This window comes from Fervidicella metallireducens AeB, from assembly GCF_000601455.1.
GTDB lineage: Bacteria > Bacillota > Clostridia > Clostridiales > Caloramatoraceae > Fervidicella > Fervidicella metallireducens.
The window spans coordinates 1-16,601 of record NZ_AZQP01000047.1 but is presented as its reverse complement, the minus strand read 5'-3'; the positions used below and the strand labels follow the sequence as shown (position 1 = coordinate 16,601).

Sequence of the window (16,601 nt, the reverse complement as noted above, 5' to 3'; positions counted from 1 at the left end):
AAAAACTGAAAGCAGCCTATTGGGCTGCTTTGTTTAAAATTAACTGCATTATTGTATCAATTCTATCATACCTTTTCATTAAATATAAATATCCAATTAAAGCTTCAAAGGCTGTGGCCCTTCTATAATCAATTACATCCGCATTCTTTGGTACATGATAGGTTTTTGTATTTCTTCCTCTGCGTACTATATTCTGTTCCTCTTCTGTAAGTTCTGGCTCTATTAAAGCAAGAAACTCCGATTGAGACCTTGCCTTAACATATTTTATAGATTTAACATGAAGATCATGTGAATTTTTCCTTTCTGTGCTGATAAGATAGCTGCGCACAAAGACCTCATAAACCGCATCACCAACATAAGCCCAGACAAGTGGGTTTAGCATTCTAATATCTGTTTCTGTCAAATCTACATATTTTGAGAATATATCCATCAAATCCATAAACCACTCTTCCTTTAAATTTGTTTCTAAAGGTCAACATACAATCAGACATCTAATTATATCATTAAAATTTGTATCTGCAAAAGATAATACAATGATTTTTCCATCTATAACGCATAAATGGACTGAGTTAAATTTCTCAATCCATTTATTATCAAAAACACTATACCCTTTTCCATCTAACTCCCTGTGGAGTATCTTCAAGAACTATTCCTCTTTCCTTTAAATCATCTCTAATCTTATCTGCCAATGCAAAATTCTTATTTTTTCTTGCCTGTTGTCTTTCTTCAATTAATTTTTCAATTTCTTCCTCTAATGCTCCCCTTGATTCTTTTTGTAAAATTCCAAGTGGTGCACCTAACTCTTTTATCAGTGCCAAGGCTTTAACAGCTAATGTCTTAGGAGAACCTTCTTTGATGTTGGTATTTATATCCCTTACTAAATCAAATATTACAGATATTGCATCTGCAGTATTAAAATCATCATCCATTACCTCAATATATTTAGCTTTATATGAATCTAGCTTGTTACTCATTTCTATCTCTTCAGTATTTAATTCTCTCTCATTTCCAGATTCAATTATGTGCTCAAGGTTTGACATTGCATTATAAAGTCTTTCAAGAGCTGAGCTAGCCTGGTCAAGTAAATCCAAACTGAAATTGATAGGATTTCTGTAATGTCCTGATAACATAAACATTCTTACAACTTCTGCATCATATTTCTCAAGTATTTCCCTTGCTGTAAAGAAGTTGTTTAATGATTTGGACATCTTTTGGTTGTTAACATTTAGGTATGCTGAATGCATCCAGTAATGTGCAAAAGGTTTACCATTTCTAGCTTCACTTTGAGCTATTTCATTTTCATGGTGTGGGAATACAAGATCAGCACCACCACCATGTATATCTATTGTTTCACCTAATAAAGAGCATGCCATAACTGAACATTCTATATGCCATCCTGGTCTTCCAACTCCCCATGGGCTTTCCCATCCTGGCTCCCCTGGTTTTTGCGCCTTCCAAAGTACAAAATCCATGGGGTCTTCTTTTCTTTCATCAACATCAATTCTAGCACCTGCTTCTAAATCATCTAAGCTTTGCTTTGACAATTTTCCGTATTCAGTGAATTTTTTCGTTCTATAGTACACATCACCGTTTACTGCATAGGCATATCCCTTATCTTCAAGGTCTTTGATAAAATCTATTATTTTCTCAACATACTCCGTAGCCCTTGGATTAACTGTAGCCCTCTTTAAATTCAATGCATCAGCATCAGTATAATATTCTTTTATATATCTTTCTGCAACTTCAGGAACTGTTATTCCTTCTTCATTTGCTTTTTTTATGAGTTTATCATCAATATCAGTAAAATTTTGAATAAATTGAACCTTATAGCCTCTGTATTCAAAATACCTTCTTATTGTATCAAAAACTAAAAAAGTTCTTGCATTACCTATATGAAAAAAGTTGTATACAGTCGGACCACAGACATACATTTTTACTTCCCCAGGTGTAATAGGCTTAAATTCTTCTTTTTTTCTTGTCAAGGTGTTATAAAGCTTAATTGCCATTGTAAAACTCCTTTCTTATCAACTTTTAGTATTTAAACATAGCCAGACAAAAAGACCCTTCATCTCCTTTTTTAGAGACGAAGGGTCAGTTCGTGGTTCCACTCTAATTAAACATAGAAGACCTATGTTTTTCTCATATATTTTAACGGATTTTACCCGTTCTCATCTACTTGTATTTCGATAAGAAAGCTCCAGGACGCACTCTTCGAAAACTCTTATTAAGGTTGCTCTCAGCCAACGACAACCTCTCTCTTGAATAAGTCAATTTCCTACTCCTTCCCTTCAACGCCTTACTATAATATTTTAATATATTATAACAGATAATATACAACTTTTTCAAATGATTTTTATATATTGAAATTCAATAAATCTATTTTTTAAATAAAAAATCCCCCAAAAGGGGGATTAAATTATGCTTCTAATTTTGCAGCATCAGCCTTTGCAAGTCCCTTGTTAATAATGTTAGCTAAAACAGCAACGTCAATATTACCACCTGTTAATACAGTTACAACATTCTTGCCAGGCATATTTATTTTCTTAGTCATAATTGCAGCTATAGTTGTAGCTCCTGCTCCTTCAACTACTAGCTTTGATCTTTGAGCAAGCATGAATATTGCATCTTCTATTTCTTCTTCTGTTACAGTAACAACCTCGTCTACATAATTCTTCATAATATCAAAAGTTAATTCTCCTGGTATTCTTACTGATATACCATCTGCAAGTGATTTTGCAGCAGGAACAAGTACAGGTTGTCCAGCTTCTAATGAAGCCTTAGTTGATGCTATTATTTCAGCCTGTGTTCCTATTATCTTAATATTTGGATTTATTGTCTTAGCAGCTATTGCTATACCAGCAATGATTCCGCCACCGCCTATTGGAACAACTATTGCATCTGCATTTGGAAGCTCTTCTAAAATTTCAAGTCCTATTGTACCTTGTCCAGCTATTACGTATGGATCATTAAAAGGATGTACAAATGTAGCTCCAGTTTCCTTTTGAACTTCAACAGCCTTTGCATAGCAATCATCATAAACCATACCATGTTGAATTACTTCAGCACCATATCCCTTTGTAGCTGAAACTTTAGCTGCAGGTGCAGTTTCAGGCATACAGATAGTAGCTTTAATTCCATAAGTTCTTGCTGCAAGAGCAACCCCCTGAGCATGGTTTCCTGCTGATGAAGCTATAACTCCACACTTCTTTTCTTCTTCTGTTAAATTAGCTATTTTATTAAAAGCACCTCTTACTTTGAATGCTCCTGTCTTTTGTCTATTTTCAGTCTTTAAATATACATTCATTCCGCTCATTTCACTAAAAGTTCTTGAATAGAATAATTCTGTTTTTCTTGAAATGCCTTCAAGTCTTTCCTTGGCTTCTTTAATCATATCGAAAGTAACTTGCATCATTTATTCCTCCTAATACGTTAGTGAATGTATTTCTCTACGTACTATATAGTAACATACTTCGACATTTTTTTGCAAATACTCAAAAGTTCAAAATCATTTATATATGTTCAAATTTTATCAATATTGAATGAGAACTTGCTTTGTATTCTATTCTTGTTAATTTACTACCCATTTTGTACGACTTTCTTTTATTTTTAAATATTTATTAATTTTCGGAAAAATATATTCAAGTTATTGTCTTTCTATTGCGTACATTTGTATTTGATAATAATACGTTTAAAATGCTTATTTATATTATCATTAATAAGTTATTTAAATCATATTATTTTATAAAAGATTCTTATCTTAAGGGGGAGATGTTTCCAATGGAATATGAAAAAAACGTAAGTATCATAAAAATTCTATTCAAAATAAAGAACATACAAAAAATGGGCACATGTGTACTAAGACAGCTTAAATATATAAAAATAAAACCTGATTCCTATGAAAAATACAACTCCTGCATTAATACATATCAAGAAGCAATGGACTATTTACTCCAAAGCAGTGGTTTTTTAAAGTGCCAATTCTATAATTATTCACCTACACAATCATCTAAGCGATTCTTGATTAATAATTTATTTATTCCTTCATACAAAAATTTTCTGAAATTCCAAGAAGATATATCTAGTTTAAAAGTTGAAAATGGATATACCGAAAACATTCACCTCATAAAAGATAAAACCGAAACAATCAATACTTCTCTCAACAGTATTCTAAACGAGTTAAAGGATATAGGATAGTTTAACTGCTATATAGACTGAATTAATAAAAATTCAATAAATATTTAAAAGCCCATAATTACTTAATCTGGAATTTTATCATTATTTCTTGCCAGCTAAAGTAAATCCATGGGCTTTAATATATTTAGTAAATTTAAATTAAAAATAATGCTGTAAATTTATAATATTATTAATTTCTTTTACTGTATCCTCTAATCTTACATCCTTAACTTCACTTTCATTTCTTAATTTTAGTTCAATTAATCCATCCTTTGCTTTCTTGCCAACAGTAACCCTTATAGGTATACCTATTAAATCTGCATCATTAAACTTTACACCTATTCTTTCATCTCTATCATCAATAATAACACTAACATTTTCAGATTTCAGTTTTTCATAGATTTCTTCAGCAACTTTAACCTGAAGTTCATCCTTCATTACAGCTGGTATAATAATAACCTGAAATGGAGCAATTTCTAGTGGCCAAATTATTCCCTTTTCATCATGATTCTGCTCAACAACAGCTGATATAATTTTGTTTATATTAGCTTCATATCCCCCCATTAATAAAGGCTTTTCAAATCCTTCTTCCACTACTATTTTTGCATTAAAAATTTGAGAATGTTTGTCACCTGATTTTTGAATCTGCCCTATAACTATGCCATTTGTAATTGTTATCTTTTCACCGCAAATTGGACAGGAATCTTCTTCTGTAATATTTCTAAAATCACCTATTTCACCAATAAAATCTCTTCCATAGTTTACATTAACCAAATGAAAATCCTTTTGATTTGCACCAACAATCATATTGTTTAGCTCTGCTACCTCGTAATCAACTAAAAGTTTATCCACCATTAACCCTATGGGACCTGCAAATCCTGTTTCTGACCCAGTTACCCTTTCAACTGTTTCTTCATCTGCCATTTCAATAAATGTACAATTCAGATAATCCATTATCTTTGTATTATTTACTTCCCTGTCCCCCCTGACCATTACAGCAACAACATTCTTATCAATTTTGTAAATCATTGTTTTTGCAAGTTTATCTTTAGAAACCCCTAAAAACTTAGAAAGATCCTCTATTGTTTTAATTCCAATGGTTTCTACTTTGTATAAATCCTTTATATCTTCAGAATTAACATGTTTTTGCTCCCTAATCTTTGCATTCTTAAGACTGGACATATAATTACAATTTTCACAATATACGAATTTATCATCACCATTTTCTAAAAGCGTTATGTACTCATTTGTATTTAAGCTTCCAGTTATTACATTATATTTTAGTCCACACCTGTTAAAAATTTTATCGTATACACTTTTCATTTTTTCAAAAGACTTTTCCATCCCCTCTAGAGTAGCATCAAAGCTGCATGCCTTTACAGCCATAATTTCTCTGCTGTTTATTATACCAAATTTTGACTTTGTTTCATCTCTAAATTGTCTATTTATTTGATACAAAACTAATGGCAGATTTTTATAGGATTTTACTTCCCCTTTTATCAAATTAACAAACATCTCTTCCTGCACTAAAGGCAAACAACATTCCCTGTCATTTTTGTCTTTAAACTTAAATAACTCTTCCTCTAAGCAATTCAAATAATTTGATTGTTGGTAAAGCTCTGATGGTTGAAGTGTTGAAAAAAGTACCTCTTGACAGTTTTGTAAGTTCAACTCTTCTCTAATGATTTTTTCTATATTCCTCAGCACCCTAAGACCTAGTGGTAGATAGTTATATACCCCAGTGGTAACTTTCCTTATAAAGCCTCCTCTCAACAAAAGTTGCTGACTTATCACATCTGTTTCTGATGACATCTCTCGCAAAGTGGGGATAAAAAAAGCTGAAAATCTCATAAAATTCCTCCCTTTAGCAAAATCCCTCACCTTTAAATAGGTGAGGGAGAATTTTCATATATAGTAAACATTCATCTTCAATTATTTACATTTTATTGTGTATTTATGCAGACTATGTTCTAAATATTACCTCTTCCCTTGTAAACATATATCTGGCAAACATTATTGATAAAGCAACATAAACAATTGACCAAATAAAAGTAATTCCTAAATGCGTTGGATTTTGAATTCCATTAATTAACTCTTTTATTATAAGGGATATATTAACTATTGGTATATTAAACATCATTAAACCTGCATTCTTTACATCTAACATATAAGTACCGTATGCTGCAGCCATTCCTATAATAGTAAGAGGAGATAGATATGTCTGAGCTTCTTTAAATGATCTGGCATATATACTTATAGCCAGTTCAAGGGATGCAAATACCATAGTTAAAAGTATTGTAACTAACCCAATCAGTAAAAGTGCACCAAACTTAATTGTCAGCCCTCCTTCACCCCCAAATAAACCAGGTGTAAGTTTCATTGAAACTCCAAGACCTGCTAAGGAGGAAACAATGCCAATTATACCCATTAACGTTATTGCAAAGAATTTACCAAATAAGAGGTTCATCCTGCTTGTTTGTGTTGTCAACAGCGGTTCTAAGGTTCCCCTTTCCTTTTCACCTGCTCCTAGATCTACAGCTGCAGCTATTGGTGTTGATGTTGCATATATTATTAAAAGCAGTGGAAGCATCATAGAAAGCATGATTTTGGCAAAACTCGTTTTTTCCTTTGCAACTATTTCTTCAGTTACTTTTACTGGTTCTAATATTGAAACATCCATTCCCCTTGAAGCTAATCTGCTTTTTACTATTTCCTTAGAATACTCATCAACAATTGATTGTATCATTTCCTGAGCCATTGAAGAACTCTGACTTGCATCGTCATAAATAATTCTTAAATCAGCAGACTTTCCATCTGCTATAACCTTATCAAAATCAGCAGGTATAATCACTCCAAGATAAATTTTCCCATCTTGAACATCCTTTTTTAAATCCTCTGAATCCATTATGTTTATATTTGGTACTGTCTTAATAAATTCATAAAAGGAGCTTTTTCCTTCATCCCTAACTGATATTTTTAGATTTTCCGTTACTTTCTTAGTACTACTATCAATTCCTCTACCCATTAATCCAAACATTATTGGAAAGATTACTAATGGTATAATAATGCTCGTTATTAATGTCTTTTTATCTCTAAATAAATCCCTTATTTCCTTTTTGAAAACAATAGCCGTCCCCCTCAAATCCACTATTTTTCACCTACCAATCTAATAAATACTTGTTCTAGACTTTCATTATATTTGGATTTTAATTCATCAATTGAACCATTTTCGATAATCCTTCCCTTGTGAATTACTATTATCCTATCACAAAGCTTTTCAACTTCCTGCATGCTATGGCTTGAAAAAATTATTGCCTTGTTCTCTTTTTTGCAACTTAATATAAAATCCTGAACAATTTTTGAAGAAGTAACATCAAGACCGATGGTAGGTTCATCAAATAGCATTACCTTAGGGTTATGTACTATGGATCTTGCTAATGCCACCTTTTGTTTCATGCCCCTGGAAAATTTTCTACCCTTCTATCAATAAATTCTCTCATATCCAGCATCTCTACAAGCTTTTCAATATTTTTGTCTGCTTCCTTACCATCCATATTATTTAAATCAGCAAAATATTTTATGTTTTCCCTTGCTGTCAGCCTGTCATATAGCCCTACCTCTCCGCCAAAAAGTATACCTATTTCTTTTCGAACCATATCGGGTTGTTTTAATAAATCGAAACCATTGATATTAGCCGTCCCTGCCGAGGGTTTCAGCATAGTGGCAATCATTCTTAATGTTGTCGTCTTTCCTGCACCATTTTCACCTAAAAGCCCAAGAATTTCTCCTTCCTTAACAGTAAAATTAACATCGTCTACTGCCTTGACTTCCTTAAATTGCTTACTTAGTCCCTTAACTTCTATCAATTATATCCCCCCTGTGTTTATTTATATATAATACATACAGAATGAGCTGCAATTCCTTCCCCATTTCCTGTAAATCCTAACCCTTCTTCAGTTGTTGCCTTTATATTAATACAGTCCTGTTCCATTTCTAATGCCTTGGAAATGTTATTTTTCATTTTTTCTATGTATGGTGCCATTTTAGGTCTCTGTGCAATTATCGTTGCATCGATATTACTGATTTTATAACCTTTCTCCTTTAATAGAATACAAACATACTTTAAAAGCTCTATACTATTTGCATCTTTAAATCTTTCATCTGTGTCTGGAAAATGTTTCCCTATATCTCCAAGGGCAGCAGCTCCTAAAATACCATCCATTACTGCATGGACTAAAACATCGGCATCTGAATGCCCTAAAAGCCCCTTTTCATACGGAATTTCCACACCACCTACTATAAGTTTCCTGCCCTCTACTAATCTATGAACATCATAACCATGGCCTATTCTCATTTGTTAACCTCCCTGCACAAATATATATTATATTAATGTCCCATTATTTTCAATATTATTTATAAAAATCCAGATATCAATCTATTTCATGTTTTTTATTATAGCTTCTGCAAAAATTAAATCCTCAGGTGTTGTTATTTTAATATTTAGATAACTCCCTTCAATTATCTTTACCTTTCCACCAATGCATTCTATTAGCTTAGTATCATCAGTTGCTTCTATCCTTTCATTTAGTGCTTTATTATGGGCTGATACAATTATCTCATATTTGAAAGTCTGTGGAGTTTGGACAGCGTAAAGTCTGCTCCTATCAGGAGTGTCGATAACAAACTGTTTCTCATCAACAATTTTTACTGTATCCTTCATTGGTACAGCTACGGCACAAGCCCCATTTTCTCTGGCTTCATTTATGCTTCTTAATATTATTTCCTTTGATACAAAGGGTCTTGCTCCATCATGAATGATAACTATGTCTGTGTTATCTGAGCAGGATTTCAAACCATTATATACAGAATTTTGCCTTTCCTTACCACCTTTAACCACCTTTTTTACCTTTTTAAAACCATAGCAATTTATTATATTATCTAAGCAATATTGAATTTCCTCCTCTGGTGATACAACAATTATTTCATCTATATCTTCAATTGCATTGAAAGTTTCTATGGTTCTTGCCAGGATTTCCTTGCCACCTATTTTTATATATTGCTTATTTATATCATTTCCCATTCTTTTTCCTTTGCCACCTGCAACTATAACAGCCGAAATCAAAGCTAATTCCTCCCTTGTTATGCTATAAAAAGAGGAAATCTGAAAAGATTTCCCCTAAACAGCTTTATCCTGTGAATTTTTTATTTTACCAAAAATCATTCTTCCAGCGGCAGTCTGCAGAACACTGGTTACGATAACATCAACGTCCTCACCAACATATTTTTTCCCGCCTTCAACTACTATCATAGTTCCATCGTCTAGATATGCAACTCCCTGACCTGATTCTTTTCCGTCTTTTACTATCTGAATATGCATCTCTTCTCCTGGAATTACAACAGGCTTTATTGCATTTGCAAGTTCATTAATGTTAAGCACAACTACCCCTTGGAACTCTGCTACTTTATTTAAGTTAAAATCATTTGTAATAATGCTTCCACCAAGGGTTTGAGCTAATTTAAGCAGCTTACTGTCAACCTCCTGAATGTTTGGAAAATCCCTCTCTGATATTTCTACAGATATAGGAAGCTCCTTTTGAATCTGGTTTAAAATATCCAAACCTCTCCTACCCCTAGTTCTTTTTAATGAATCTGAAGAATCTGCTATATGTCTTAATTCCTCAAGAACAAAGGAAGGTATCACTATTGGACCTTCTACAAAACCTGTTTTCAATATATCAAATATCCTTCCATCTATTATAACACTTGTATCAAGGACCTTAGGCTGAGATGCTGAACCTCTGCTTTCATTCTTTGACTTTTTATCCTTTCCAAACCTCTTTGTAAAGGCGAAAAGGTTATTCAAATCTTCTTTTTTCTTAATTGTGATATCAACACCAAGAGTCCCAAAAATTATATATAGTATAATAGAGATTGTACCACCTATAATGGATAAAATGGTGTTACCAGAAAAGAAATCTGAAAATGAACTTTTTAAAAGTCCCGCAATTATAAGTCCTGTAATAAGCCCTAATGCACCGATTATAATGTCGTTTGTAGGCATTTTCTGAATTCCACTTTCAAGAAACTCAGTAATTCTCCACACTGATTTAATTATATATGGTGCAATTAAATAAACTATAAGTCCAAATAATAATGTTCCTACCACTATGAATGCAATCTTTGATATTGAATTTGATGTGATATTAACAATGCCATGGAGCAATTTAGTTGTTTCTAAAAATGACGTTATAAAGAAACCAACTACCAAACCAACCACTGTCAACAACCATCTGAACACCTTATTAATCATTTATACACCTCCTGCTTAATATTATTAACCAATATTTTATAATATATATAAACAAGTTATATATCAAAAATTTCCAAAGATAATTATTTTAATATTAATATACATTAATAACTCTAAAAAATCAACAAAAGGCACTTTAACATAATATTATTTTTTTATTAACAAATATTATTAGTATTTGTCAATTCCTTTATATAGTTTTTCATTAATTCCAAATCCCACCCTAGTACTAATGCAAGCTCACCTGATACCAGATACAAAATATCATTAAAAAACTTTATTTCACTTTTTGACAGTTTCTTTTCAGTAGAGAAAAAAGCAATATTAACCAAAGCCTCTGCCATTTCATAAATATTACCATCATTTATACATTTTGTGTAATATTTATATCTGTCTAACCACTTTAAAGAAAGACTATGGCCCTTACTTTTTAATATATCGAATATTTCTTTGGATTTTTCAATTGAAATTGCACTCCTTAATCGTTGTGTTTTGGGAGAGTCTATTGGTATTGTCATTATAATTTGATTTAAAATGAAATTTATAACATAAAATTTCTTTTTTTCATTTCCTAAAAGTTTTTCTTCAATGTTTGATATATAACCTGCTCCAAAGCTAGGATAATACACTACATCACCAATTATAAACATACAGGTCACCCCTTAACATTAATTAACAATTATGGAATTTACAAAAAACATAGCATTGAATACTATTTATGTTCCTTTCTTTGATTGAGTGACCCTGTTAATACTATTATATTAATTTAGTTCTAAATATGTTTACATAACCTTTTTTAACCTTTAATATATTTGACATAATCTTGTTGGAATATTTATAATATTCATATAAACATTATTTCTATTTTCTTTACCGCATTATTTATGCTGTCTACATAAAAATACATATACCCTTGATTAGTTAATCGTTCTTCAAAATTAAACTGTAAAATATGTAAAAGGGGTGAAAGTATATGAAAGATATTATTGTAGATGATTTTCAGAATGCAGTTTCAGAATCCTTACTAAGACACAAAAGCATTGTTGATATAATAACAAAGCTATCAGAATCCAGTTCCAGAATAAATCGTGCTGTTGCTAAATCTGTAACTAACTGCGGCTGTATAAGCATTGAAGCCCATAAACAAGAGATACCTGATGGCGTTTCCCTTGATGAAGTTTCAGACTTGTTAAAATATCAAATAGAAGGTACCCTATGTGATAACTGTCGTGAAGTACTTGAAGAAGAGATAGGAACGAATCTCTACTACCTCGCCTCACTATGTGATGCCTTAGATTTAAATTTATTTGATGTGTTAATAAAAGAATATGATAAAATTCGTACTTTGGGAAAATTTAGTTTGCTATAGAGTAGGAGCTGAATAATTATTTTATTTTCCTCCTGTCACACCACCGTACGCACCGGTCTGGTATACGGCGGTTCGTTAGTTCAATGCATCTTTGAATACTGTAAAATTAGGCTTTTATAACCTAATTAATTGAAATATTTGTTAGTTAGAGTTGTTGATAGAATGTAACTATTTGATATATGCCAATACCCTTTTGGGTATTGGCATATATTTTTGAAAAATATGGTTTTATCCCTGATTTTATTAGATTCCTTATCCTTGTATTGATTCTTTCATAATCTACATTCAGACATCCTTAATCTTCTTATCCACTGGTCTAATTCTTGAACTATCCCTTGTTTGTTGTAAAGCTTGTACATCCCATTGATATTACTGAACTTTCAACTCTTTCAATGGTATCAAATATATAAGTGATCTCCACTCCATTATTTAGCTAATTTGTTACATTTAAGAATAATTCTCTTCATTTTCTGCAATTTTTTCATTACCACAAACTACTATCCCCTGTACTATAAAGTTGAAGGAGGATATTATAACTAATATCCCCTTCCTTCCAAACTATTGTTGACCGTCCCCATAAATACAGTATTATCAACCTCTAATCCCCCACCAATTGAGAACAAATCACCTTCAAGTCCAATTACTAAAATCTTTCTTGAATATGGGAAAATGGGGACATTTAATAATTTTTCTGTTTATACTAGACATTTACTTCATTATCTGATACTACTATCCCCTCTATTATAAAATAAAAAGAGGCTTTGTAAATTTATATCCTATTTCTTCTTAACTATTCTTTACTGTCCCTATACTGTTGTTGACCATCTTTGTAAAATGCTGTATTATATTTTAATTTATCCTCATATATTTTCCAGTTAACGGATTAAAAGTATATTTTATAACTGTTTTTTCTGCCTTTAGATATATTTTATAGTTCTGATTAACTAAAAAATTACCTTCATTTGTATTCGGTATTCTAAAATACTCTATAGACTTGGCTTCTATTCCATAATTCTGTTTTGCATCTTTTTCAACTATTTTAACAGCTTCTTTAATTGTATAATTTGGAATCCAATATAATACCATTACAGGTATTATAAATGTTAAAAGAATAGCAATTACTTTAATTTTTTTGATTGTTCTACTGTTTTTCTTTTGAATTTTAATTATTAATGCAATAGAGAAGAATATTAGACATACACCCGTAGACTTTACTACTCCAAAATATAGTTGTTGTATTAACGAATCTATACCTAGAAAAACTATTGCAATAACAAAAATCAAGTCTTCATTAAAGATTTCAAAGATTCTCTTATTTGCATTACTTATTAAATTCTTGTTCATTATTGCCTCACCGTAATACTTATTATTTTAAACACATTATATTAATAATTGATTATGATATTTTATTCAAAACTACTATATAAAATTTTGTAATCTGGCATCTTGCCATCTTCATATCGACCTATATAACCTGAATATAATTTACTAATAACAAATGTAGCCAAACCCATTCTTTCAAATACTTTTTCACCTAATTTACCTGAAATTTTACCTAGTATTTTCTGACCTGTCTTAGTGTATCCAACTACCGACGTTGTAAATCCTACCTTTCCTATATAATCATTCACCTTATTTTTCCATTTATAATCTCCGATATAATAAGCCCTTATCTGATAGCATTTTTGGAATCCAAATTCTTTGTTCCCAATTAACATATCCACTTTTTCAATAACAATTTGCTCACACCAACAATATCCCCAAGGAGTACTATATTTAAATGCTGAAATATTTAAGACTAGTGATTTCCCTTGCATTACTTGTGATATATCAACATTACCTACGTATGGAACAAAAACCTTTTTAGCTACGAATCCATTTGGGTCTTCCATATTTACCTGATTATTTAAACAATATGCGAACATATTATGTGACAATAATTCTCCTTGTTGTCCTGCTATTGCATCAGCATTAATAAAACGTCCCCACTCAGGGTTATACTACGATGTAACTTGTCGCATATATTTAAATACGGATTTTATTGAACTACAAGCTTAATCACTTGCCTTTCCAATAAATCTGTAGTAAATTTCAATTTTCTGTGTTCTCTTGCCATTCTCTTTTTTAGCTTCATGGATTAATATTTTTTCAATTAGCTCATTTACAATAGTGACATCTAGCTGCTGTATATTGCCATATTGCTTGATTAGCTCTATCCATTTAGCTGCATTATCAAAGCTTTGGCTATTTGCTTCTATACGCTTTTTAAGCTCTTTTTCCTTAAGTCTTTGAGTTTCCTGTTCCTCTTGGTATTTCTTAAACATTACAGAGTAATTATAATCACTCATTTTACCAGAAACATTCTACTCAAAAAGCCTTTGAAGTAATAACTCAAGGTCATTTAACCTTTGCTTTGTTTTGGCAAGTTCCTTCTTTGTTTGTTCTAATTCTTTAAGCTTTTTCTTATCACTAGATTCTGTTAATCTTAGGAAAATGGGGACATTTAATAATTTTTCTGTTTATACTAGACATTTGCTTCATTATCTGATACTACTATCCCCTCTATTATAAAATAAAAAGAGGCTTTGTAAATTTATATCCTCTTTCTTCCTAACTATTCTTTACTATCCCTGTATGGTTTTATGGTTTTATTTAAGAATAATTCTCTTCATTTTCACATTTCTTTCATTACCCCAAACTACTATCCCCTGTACTATAAAGTTGAAAGAGGATATTATAACTAATATCCCCTTCCTTCCAAACTATTCTTGACTGTCCCTGATATCCTGATACTAATACCTAGTCCCTTGTATTTACCCTCATTCCACTAAACTATTCTTAAATGTCCCCATTGATGTGGTCAGTAGAAGTCATAAAAAGTGACAACTTTTAAAAATTGTTAAATAATCTCCTTAAAAACTTTAGATTTAGCTTAAGACAAATCATAAAATATTTGTCTTGCCAAGTTTTAAAGCATTTGGCGAGTACGTAGATTTTATTCTACGGCAAGCTTCCTATTTGTATAGCCAAATAGATGAAATTGGGTAATCCCAAACCCTTTTATTTTGAAAAACCGCCCTTGCTTTTGCAAAGGCGGTAAATAAGGTGATTGACTTATATTGTTTCTAAAAATTCTCTATAATCTGTATAACTTGTGTAACTAAACTTTCATCATAATCTGGTCCATATACAAATATTAAGTTGTCTCCATCATGTCCTTTTGTAAATACAGCATTGGCATAGTTCTTTTTAACTAAACCTATTCCATATTCTACAGGTCTTATTTTATAATAAGTTTCTTCGAATTTTTCCCAGTTTAGTGTACTAGTCGGATTAAAAAACTCTATCACCTCAAAATAATCCCACATCATAATTATCTGATCATAAATTTCTTCTGTTATTTTTAAACCGCCTATGCTTTCCTCATGTTCTTCACCACACTTCCTTTTCAGTTTATATATTCCATTTTCCTTGATATATTTAGGTATCTCAGTTCTATACTTTAGAATTTCTTCTTCCTCCAAAAAGAAACTTTCTCCATAACATTCAAAATAATACTGATTTTCTTGTGTAAGTTTTTTTATTATTGTTTTTAATTTATCTGCATCACAATAATTATCTATATCAAAATATCCTATTGTTAATATATTGATACCTTTTTTAATATCTTTTTTTAATACTTTCATCACTACCTCCAAAATCCTTTTTTTGGAGTTCCCCACCTAAATGGATTTATACTTTTATGGAGTTTCTGTTGAGCTTTTCCTTTACCCCAATGGGCATGAAAACCATGAAGCATATCCATTTCTACTCTAACTTTCGGTTTTTTCAAAGCAAATAATGCTCCACCTTTATTACTAGGCTGTCTATATAACACCTGAAGATTTTTACCTAATTTCCATCCGTATCCACCTTTTGAGGCTAGGGCTCCAGCTCCACCCCACATAAATCCATCAGCAGCTCCATCTATAGCACCTCTTAACGCACCTTTCCTACCACCACTAACATATCCTGAAACAGCTCCTATACCACCACTAAGGATAGCAGAACTGGCTGCAAGCTTTGCTGCGGTAGCTAATGCTGGTACAGCGGCTCCACCAGTGGCAACAGCTGCTGCTACCGCAACACCAATTGCTACTACTCCAATTGTAACCTTTGCCCAGTTTGGTAATTTCCAAAAACCATCATCATCAGAATGATTTATAGGGTCGTTAGTACAATATGCAAATAAATTCTTCCCTAATAGTTCATGTTGTTGAGTCAAAATATCTGTATCATCCGCATTTAACATGCGACAAAACTCAGGGTTATAATACCTACTTTGAAGATAATACAACTGCGTCTCCTCATCATACCTATACCCTCTATATCGATAAGGGTTCTTTACCCCTACACTATCCTTTAGGCTTCCTTCTATTGATATAAGTTTCCCCCATGAATCGTAGGTATATGAAACCACCTGGGTTCCTGTACCATCTAATAATCCTATTATATCACCCTGAGCATTCCTTATATAATAGTACTCTACTCCGTTTAGCTTCATGGATATTAGATTGTCGCTGCTGTCGTAGGAGTAGTAAATTGTATCGGTTCCATTTGATTCAAATGTTACCTTATCCCCAACAAGATGATATTTTGTTGTTACTGTTCCTACTGTTTTTTCTGTCCTAATTCCTTCAGAATTATATTTGAAGGAGGCATTTATTCCGTTTCCTGAGATGCCAGCTAATTGGCGTCCCATTTCCCAGG

General features: G+C 31.8%; 14 protein-coding genes, 3 pseudogenes and 1 other annotated feature. Of the genes and pseudogenes, 2 read left to right on the top strand and 15 right to left on the bottom strand.

Annotation, left to right across the window (positions count from 1 at the left end; all coding sequences use genetic code 11):
* Window positions 1–16: 16 nt before the first annotated feature.
* The 3 genes and pseudogenes from Q428_RS11820 to ilvA form a co-directional block, all read right to left on the bottom strand.
* A complete protein-coding gene (locus Q428_RS11820) occupies window positions 17–439 on the bottom strand; it encodes a Mini-ribonuclease 3 (RefSeq protein ID WP_035381213.1) in 423 nt (140 codons plus the stop codon).
* Between the two features lie 163 nt (window positions 440–602).
* Window positions 603–2,000 carry a cysteine--tRNA ligase gene (cysS, locus tag Q428_RS11815; RefSeq protein WP_035381217.1) on the bottom strand — a complete coding sequence of 466 codons (1,398 nt, stop codon included), beginning with the start codon at window positions 1,998–2,000 and terminating at the stop codon, window positions 603–605.
* A 76-nt stretch (window positions 2,001–2,076) separates the two neighbouring features.
* Window positions 2,077–2,301, bottom strand: a binding site (T-box leader).
* A gap of 148 nt (window positions 2,302–2,449) precedes the next feature.
* Window positions 2,450–3,409 (bottom strand): annotated as a pseudogene (ilvA, locus tag Q428_RS11810) (threonine ammonia-lyase); the annotation flags it as partial.
* A gap of 368 nt (window positions 3,410–3,777) precedes the next feature.
* On the opposite strand from ilvA, the gene Q428_RS11805 reads away from it, so the two are divergent.
* Window positions 3,778–4,194, top strand: coding sequence for a hypothetical protein (locus Q428_RS11805; protein ID WP_035381210.1), 417 nt, complete (start codon window positions 3,778–3,780; stop codon window positions 4,192–4,194).
* 138 nt (window positions 4,195–4,332) lie between these two features.
* Here Q428_RS11805 and Q428_RS11800 read toward each other — a convergent pair whose 3' ends face one another.
* From Q428_RS11800 to Q428_RS11770, 7 genes and pseudogenes are all read right to left on the bottom strand, one after another.
* Window positions 4,333–6,024 carry a proline--tRNA ligase gene (locus Q428_RS11800; protein ID WP_035381209.1) on the bottom strand — a complete coding sequence of 564 codons (1,692 nt, stop codon included), beginning with the start codon at window positions 6,022–6,024 and terminating at the stop codon, window positions 4,333–4,335.
* 112 nt (window positions 6,025–6,136) lie between these two features.
* Window positions 6,137–7,321: an ABC transporter permease gene (locus tag Q428_RS11795; RefSeq protein ID WP_242847837.1), complete on the bottom strand. Its 1,185-nt coding sequence runs from the start codon at window positions 7,319–7,321 to the stop codon at window positions 6,137–6,139.
* A pseudogene (locus Q428_RS11790) lies at window positions 7,321–8,039 on the bottom strand (ABC transporter ATP-binding protein). Before Q428_RS11790 ends, Q428_RS11795 begins: the two are co-directional and overlap by 1 nt.
* A 17-nt stretch (window positions 8,040–8,056) precedes the next feature.
* Entirely contained in the window at window positions 8,057–8,527 is a 471-nt protein-coding gene (gene ispF / locus Q428_RS11785) for a 2-C-methyl-D-erythritol 2,4-cyclodiphosphate synthase (protein ID WP_035381208.1), read from the bottom strand.
* Between the two features lie 81 nt (window positions 8,528–8,608).
* Window positions 8,609–9,295: a 2-C-methyl-D-erythritol 4-phosphate cytidylyltransferase gene (ispD, locus tag Q428_RS11780; RefSeq protein WP_035381205.1), complete on the bottom strand. Its 687-nt coding sequence runs from the start codon at window positions 9,293–9,295 to the stop codon at window positions 8,609–8,611.
* Window positions 9,296–9,349: 54 nt separating this feature from the next.
* A complete protein-coding gene (locus Q428_RS11775) occupies window positions 9,350–10,483 on the bottom strand; it encodes a PIN/TRAM domain-containing protein (protein ID WP_035381203.1) in 1,134 nt (377 codons plus the stop codon).
* A 158-nt stretch (window positions 10,484–10,641) separates the two neighbouring features.
* Complete coding sequence (locus Q428_RS11770; RefSeq protein WP_035381202.1) at window positions 10,642–11,133, bottom strand: CarD family transcriptional regulator; 492 nt, start codon at window positions 11,131–11,133, stop codon at window positions 10,642–10,644.
* Window positions 11,134–11,456: 323 nt separating this feature from the next.
* Between Q428_RS11770 and Q428_RS11765 the strand changes: the two genes are divergently transcribed.
* Window positions 11,457–11,852 (top strand): nucleoside triphosphate pyrophosphohydrolase family protein, encoded by a 396-nt coding sequence (locus Q428_RS11765; protein WP_035381201.1) that lies wholly within the window; start codon window positions 11,457–11,459, stop codon window positions 11,850–11,852.
* 849 nt (window positions 11,853–12,701) lie between these two features.
* Here the strand turns inward: Q428_RS11765 and Q428_RS11760 are convergent.
* The 5 genes and pseudogenes from Q428_RS11760 to Q428_RS14985 all read right to left on the bottom strand — a co-directional run.
* Complete coding sequence (locus Q428_RS11760) at window positions 12,702–13,196, bottom strand: hypothetical protein (RefSeq protein ID WP_035381199.1); 495 nt, start codon at window positions 13,194–13,196, stop codon at window positions 12,702–12,704.
* A 62-nt stretch (window positions 13,197–13,258) separates the two neighbouring features.
* A pseudogene (locus Q428_RS16090) lies at window positions 13,259–13,840 on the bottom strand (RHS repeat-associated core domain-containing protein); the annotation flags it as partial.
* Between the two features lie 66 nt (window positions 13,841–13,906).
* Window positions 13,907–14,200, bottom strand: a complete 294-nt coding sequence (locus Q428_RS11750; protein WP_035381195.1) for a DUF4368 domain-containing protein — start codon at window positions 14,198–14,200, stop codon at window positions 13,907–13,909.
* 777 nt (window positions 14,201–14,977) lie between these two features.
* The gene (locus Q428_RS11745; protein WP_035381193.1) at window positions 14,978–15,538 is read right to left on the bottom strand and encodes a hypothetical protein; all 561 of its coding nucleotides are present in this window, start codon (window positions 15,536–15,538) and stop codon (window positions 14,978–14,980) included.
* Between the two features lie 2 nt (window positions 15,539–15,540).
* Window positions 15,541–16,601, bottom strand: a 1,061-nt coding sequence (locus Q428_RS14985) for an RHS repeat domain-containing protein (protein WP_242847835.1), incomplete at its 5' end; no start/stop codon positions are given.

Bases quoted from the DNA above. Each gene is read 5' to 3' on its own strand.
- Q428_RS11770 (WP_035381202.1), bottom strand. From the start codon at position 11,133: ATGTTTATAATTGGTGATGTAGTGTATTATCCTAGCTTTGGAGCAGGT.
- Q428_RS11805 (WP_035381210.1), top strand. From the start codon at position 3,778: ATGGAATATGAAAAAAACGTAAGTATCATAAAAATTCTATTCAAAATA.
- ispF (WP_035381208.1), bottom strand. From the start codon at position 8,527: ATGAGAATAGGCCATGGTTATGATGTTCATAGATTAGTAGAGGGCAGG.
- Q428_RS11765 (WP_035381201.1), top strand. From the start codon at position 11,457: ATGAAAGATATTATTGTAGATGATTTTCAGAATGCAGTTTCAGAATCC.
- Q428_RS11800 (WP_035381209.1), bottom strand. From the start codon at position 6,024: ATGAGATTTTCAGCTTTTTTTATCCCCACTTTGCGAGAGATGTCATCA.
- Q428_RS11760 (WP_035381199.1), bottom strand. From the start codon at position 13,196: ATGAACAAGAATTTAATAAGTAATGCAAATAAGAGAATCTTTGAAATC.
- Q428_RS11820 (WP_035381213.1), bottom strand. From the start codon at position 439: ATGGATTTGATGGATATATTCTCAAAATATGTAGATTTGACAGAAACA.
- Q428_RS11745 (WP_035381193.1), bottom strand. From the start codon at position 15,538: ATGAAAGTATTAAAAAAAGATATTAAAAAAGGTATCAATATATTAACA.
- Q428_RS11750 (WP_035381195.1), bottom strand. From the start codon at position 14,200: ATGAGTGATTATAATTACTCTGTAATGTTTAAGAAATACCAAGAGGAA.
- Q428_RS11775 (WP_035381203.1), bottom strand. From the start codon at position 10,483: ATGATTAATAAGGTGTTCAGATGGTTGTTGACAGTGGTTGGTTTGGTA.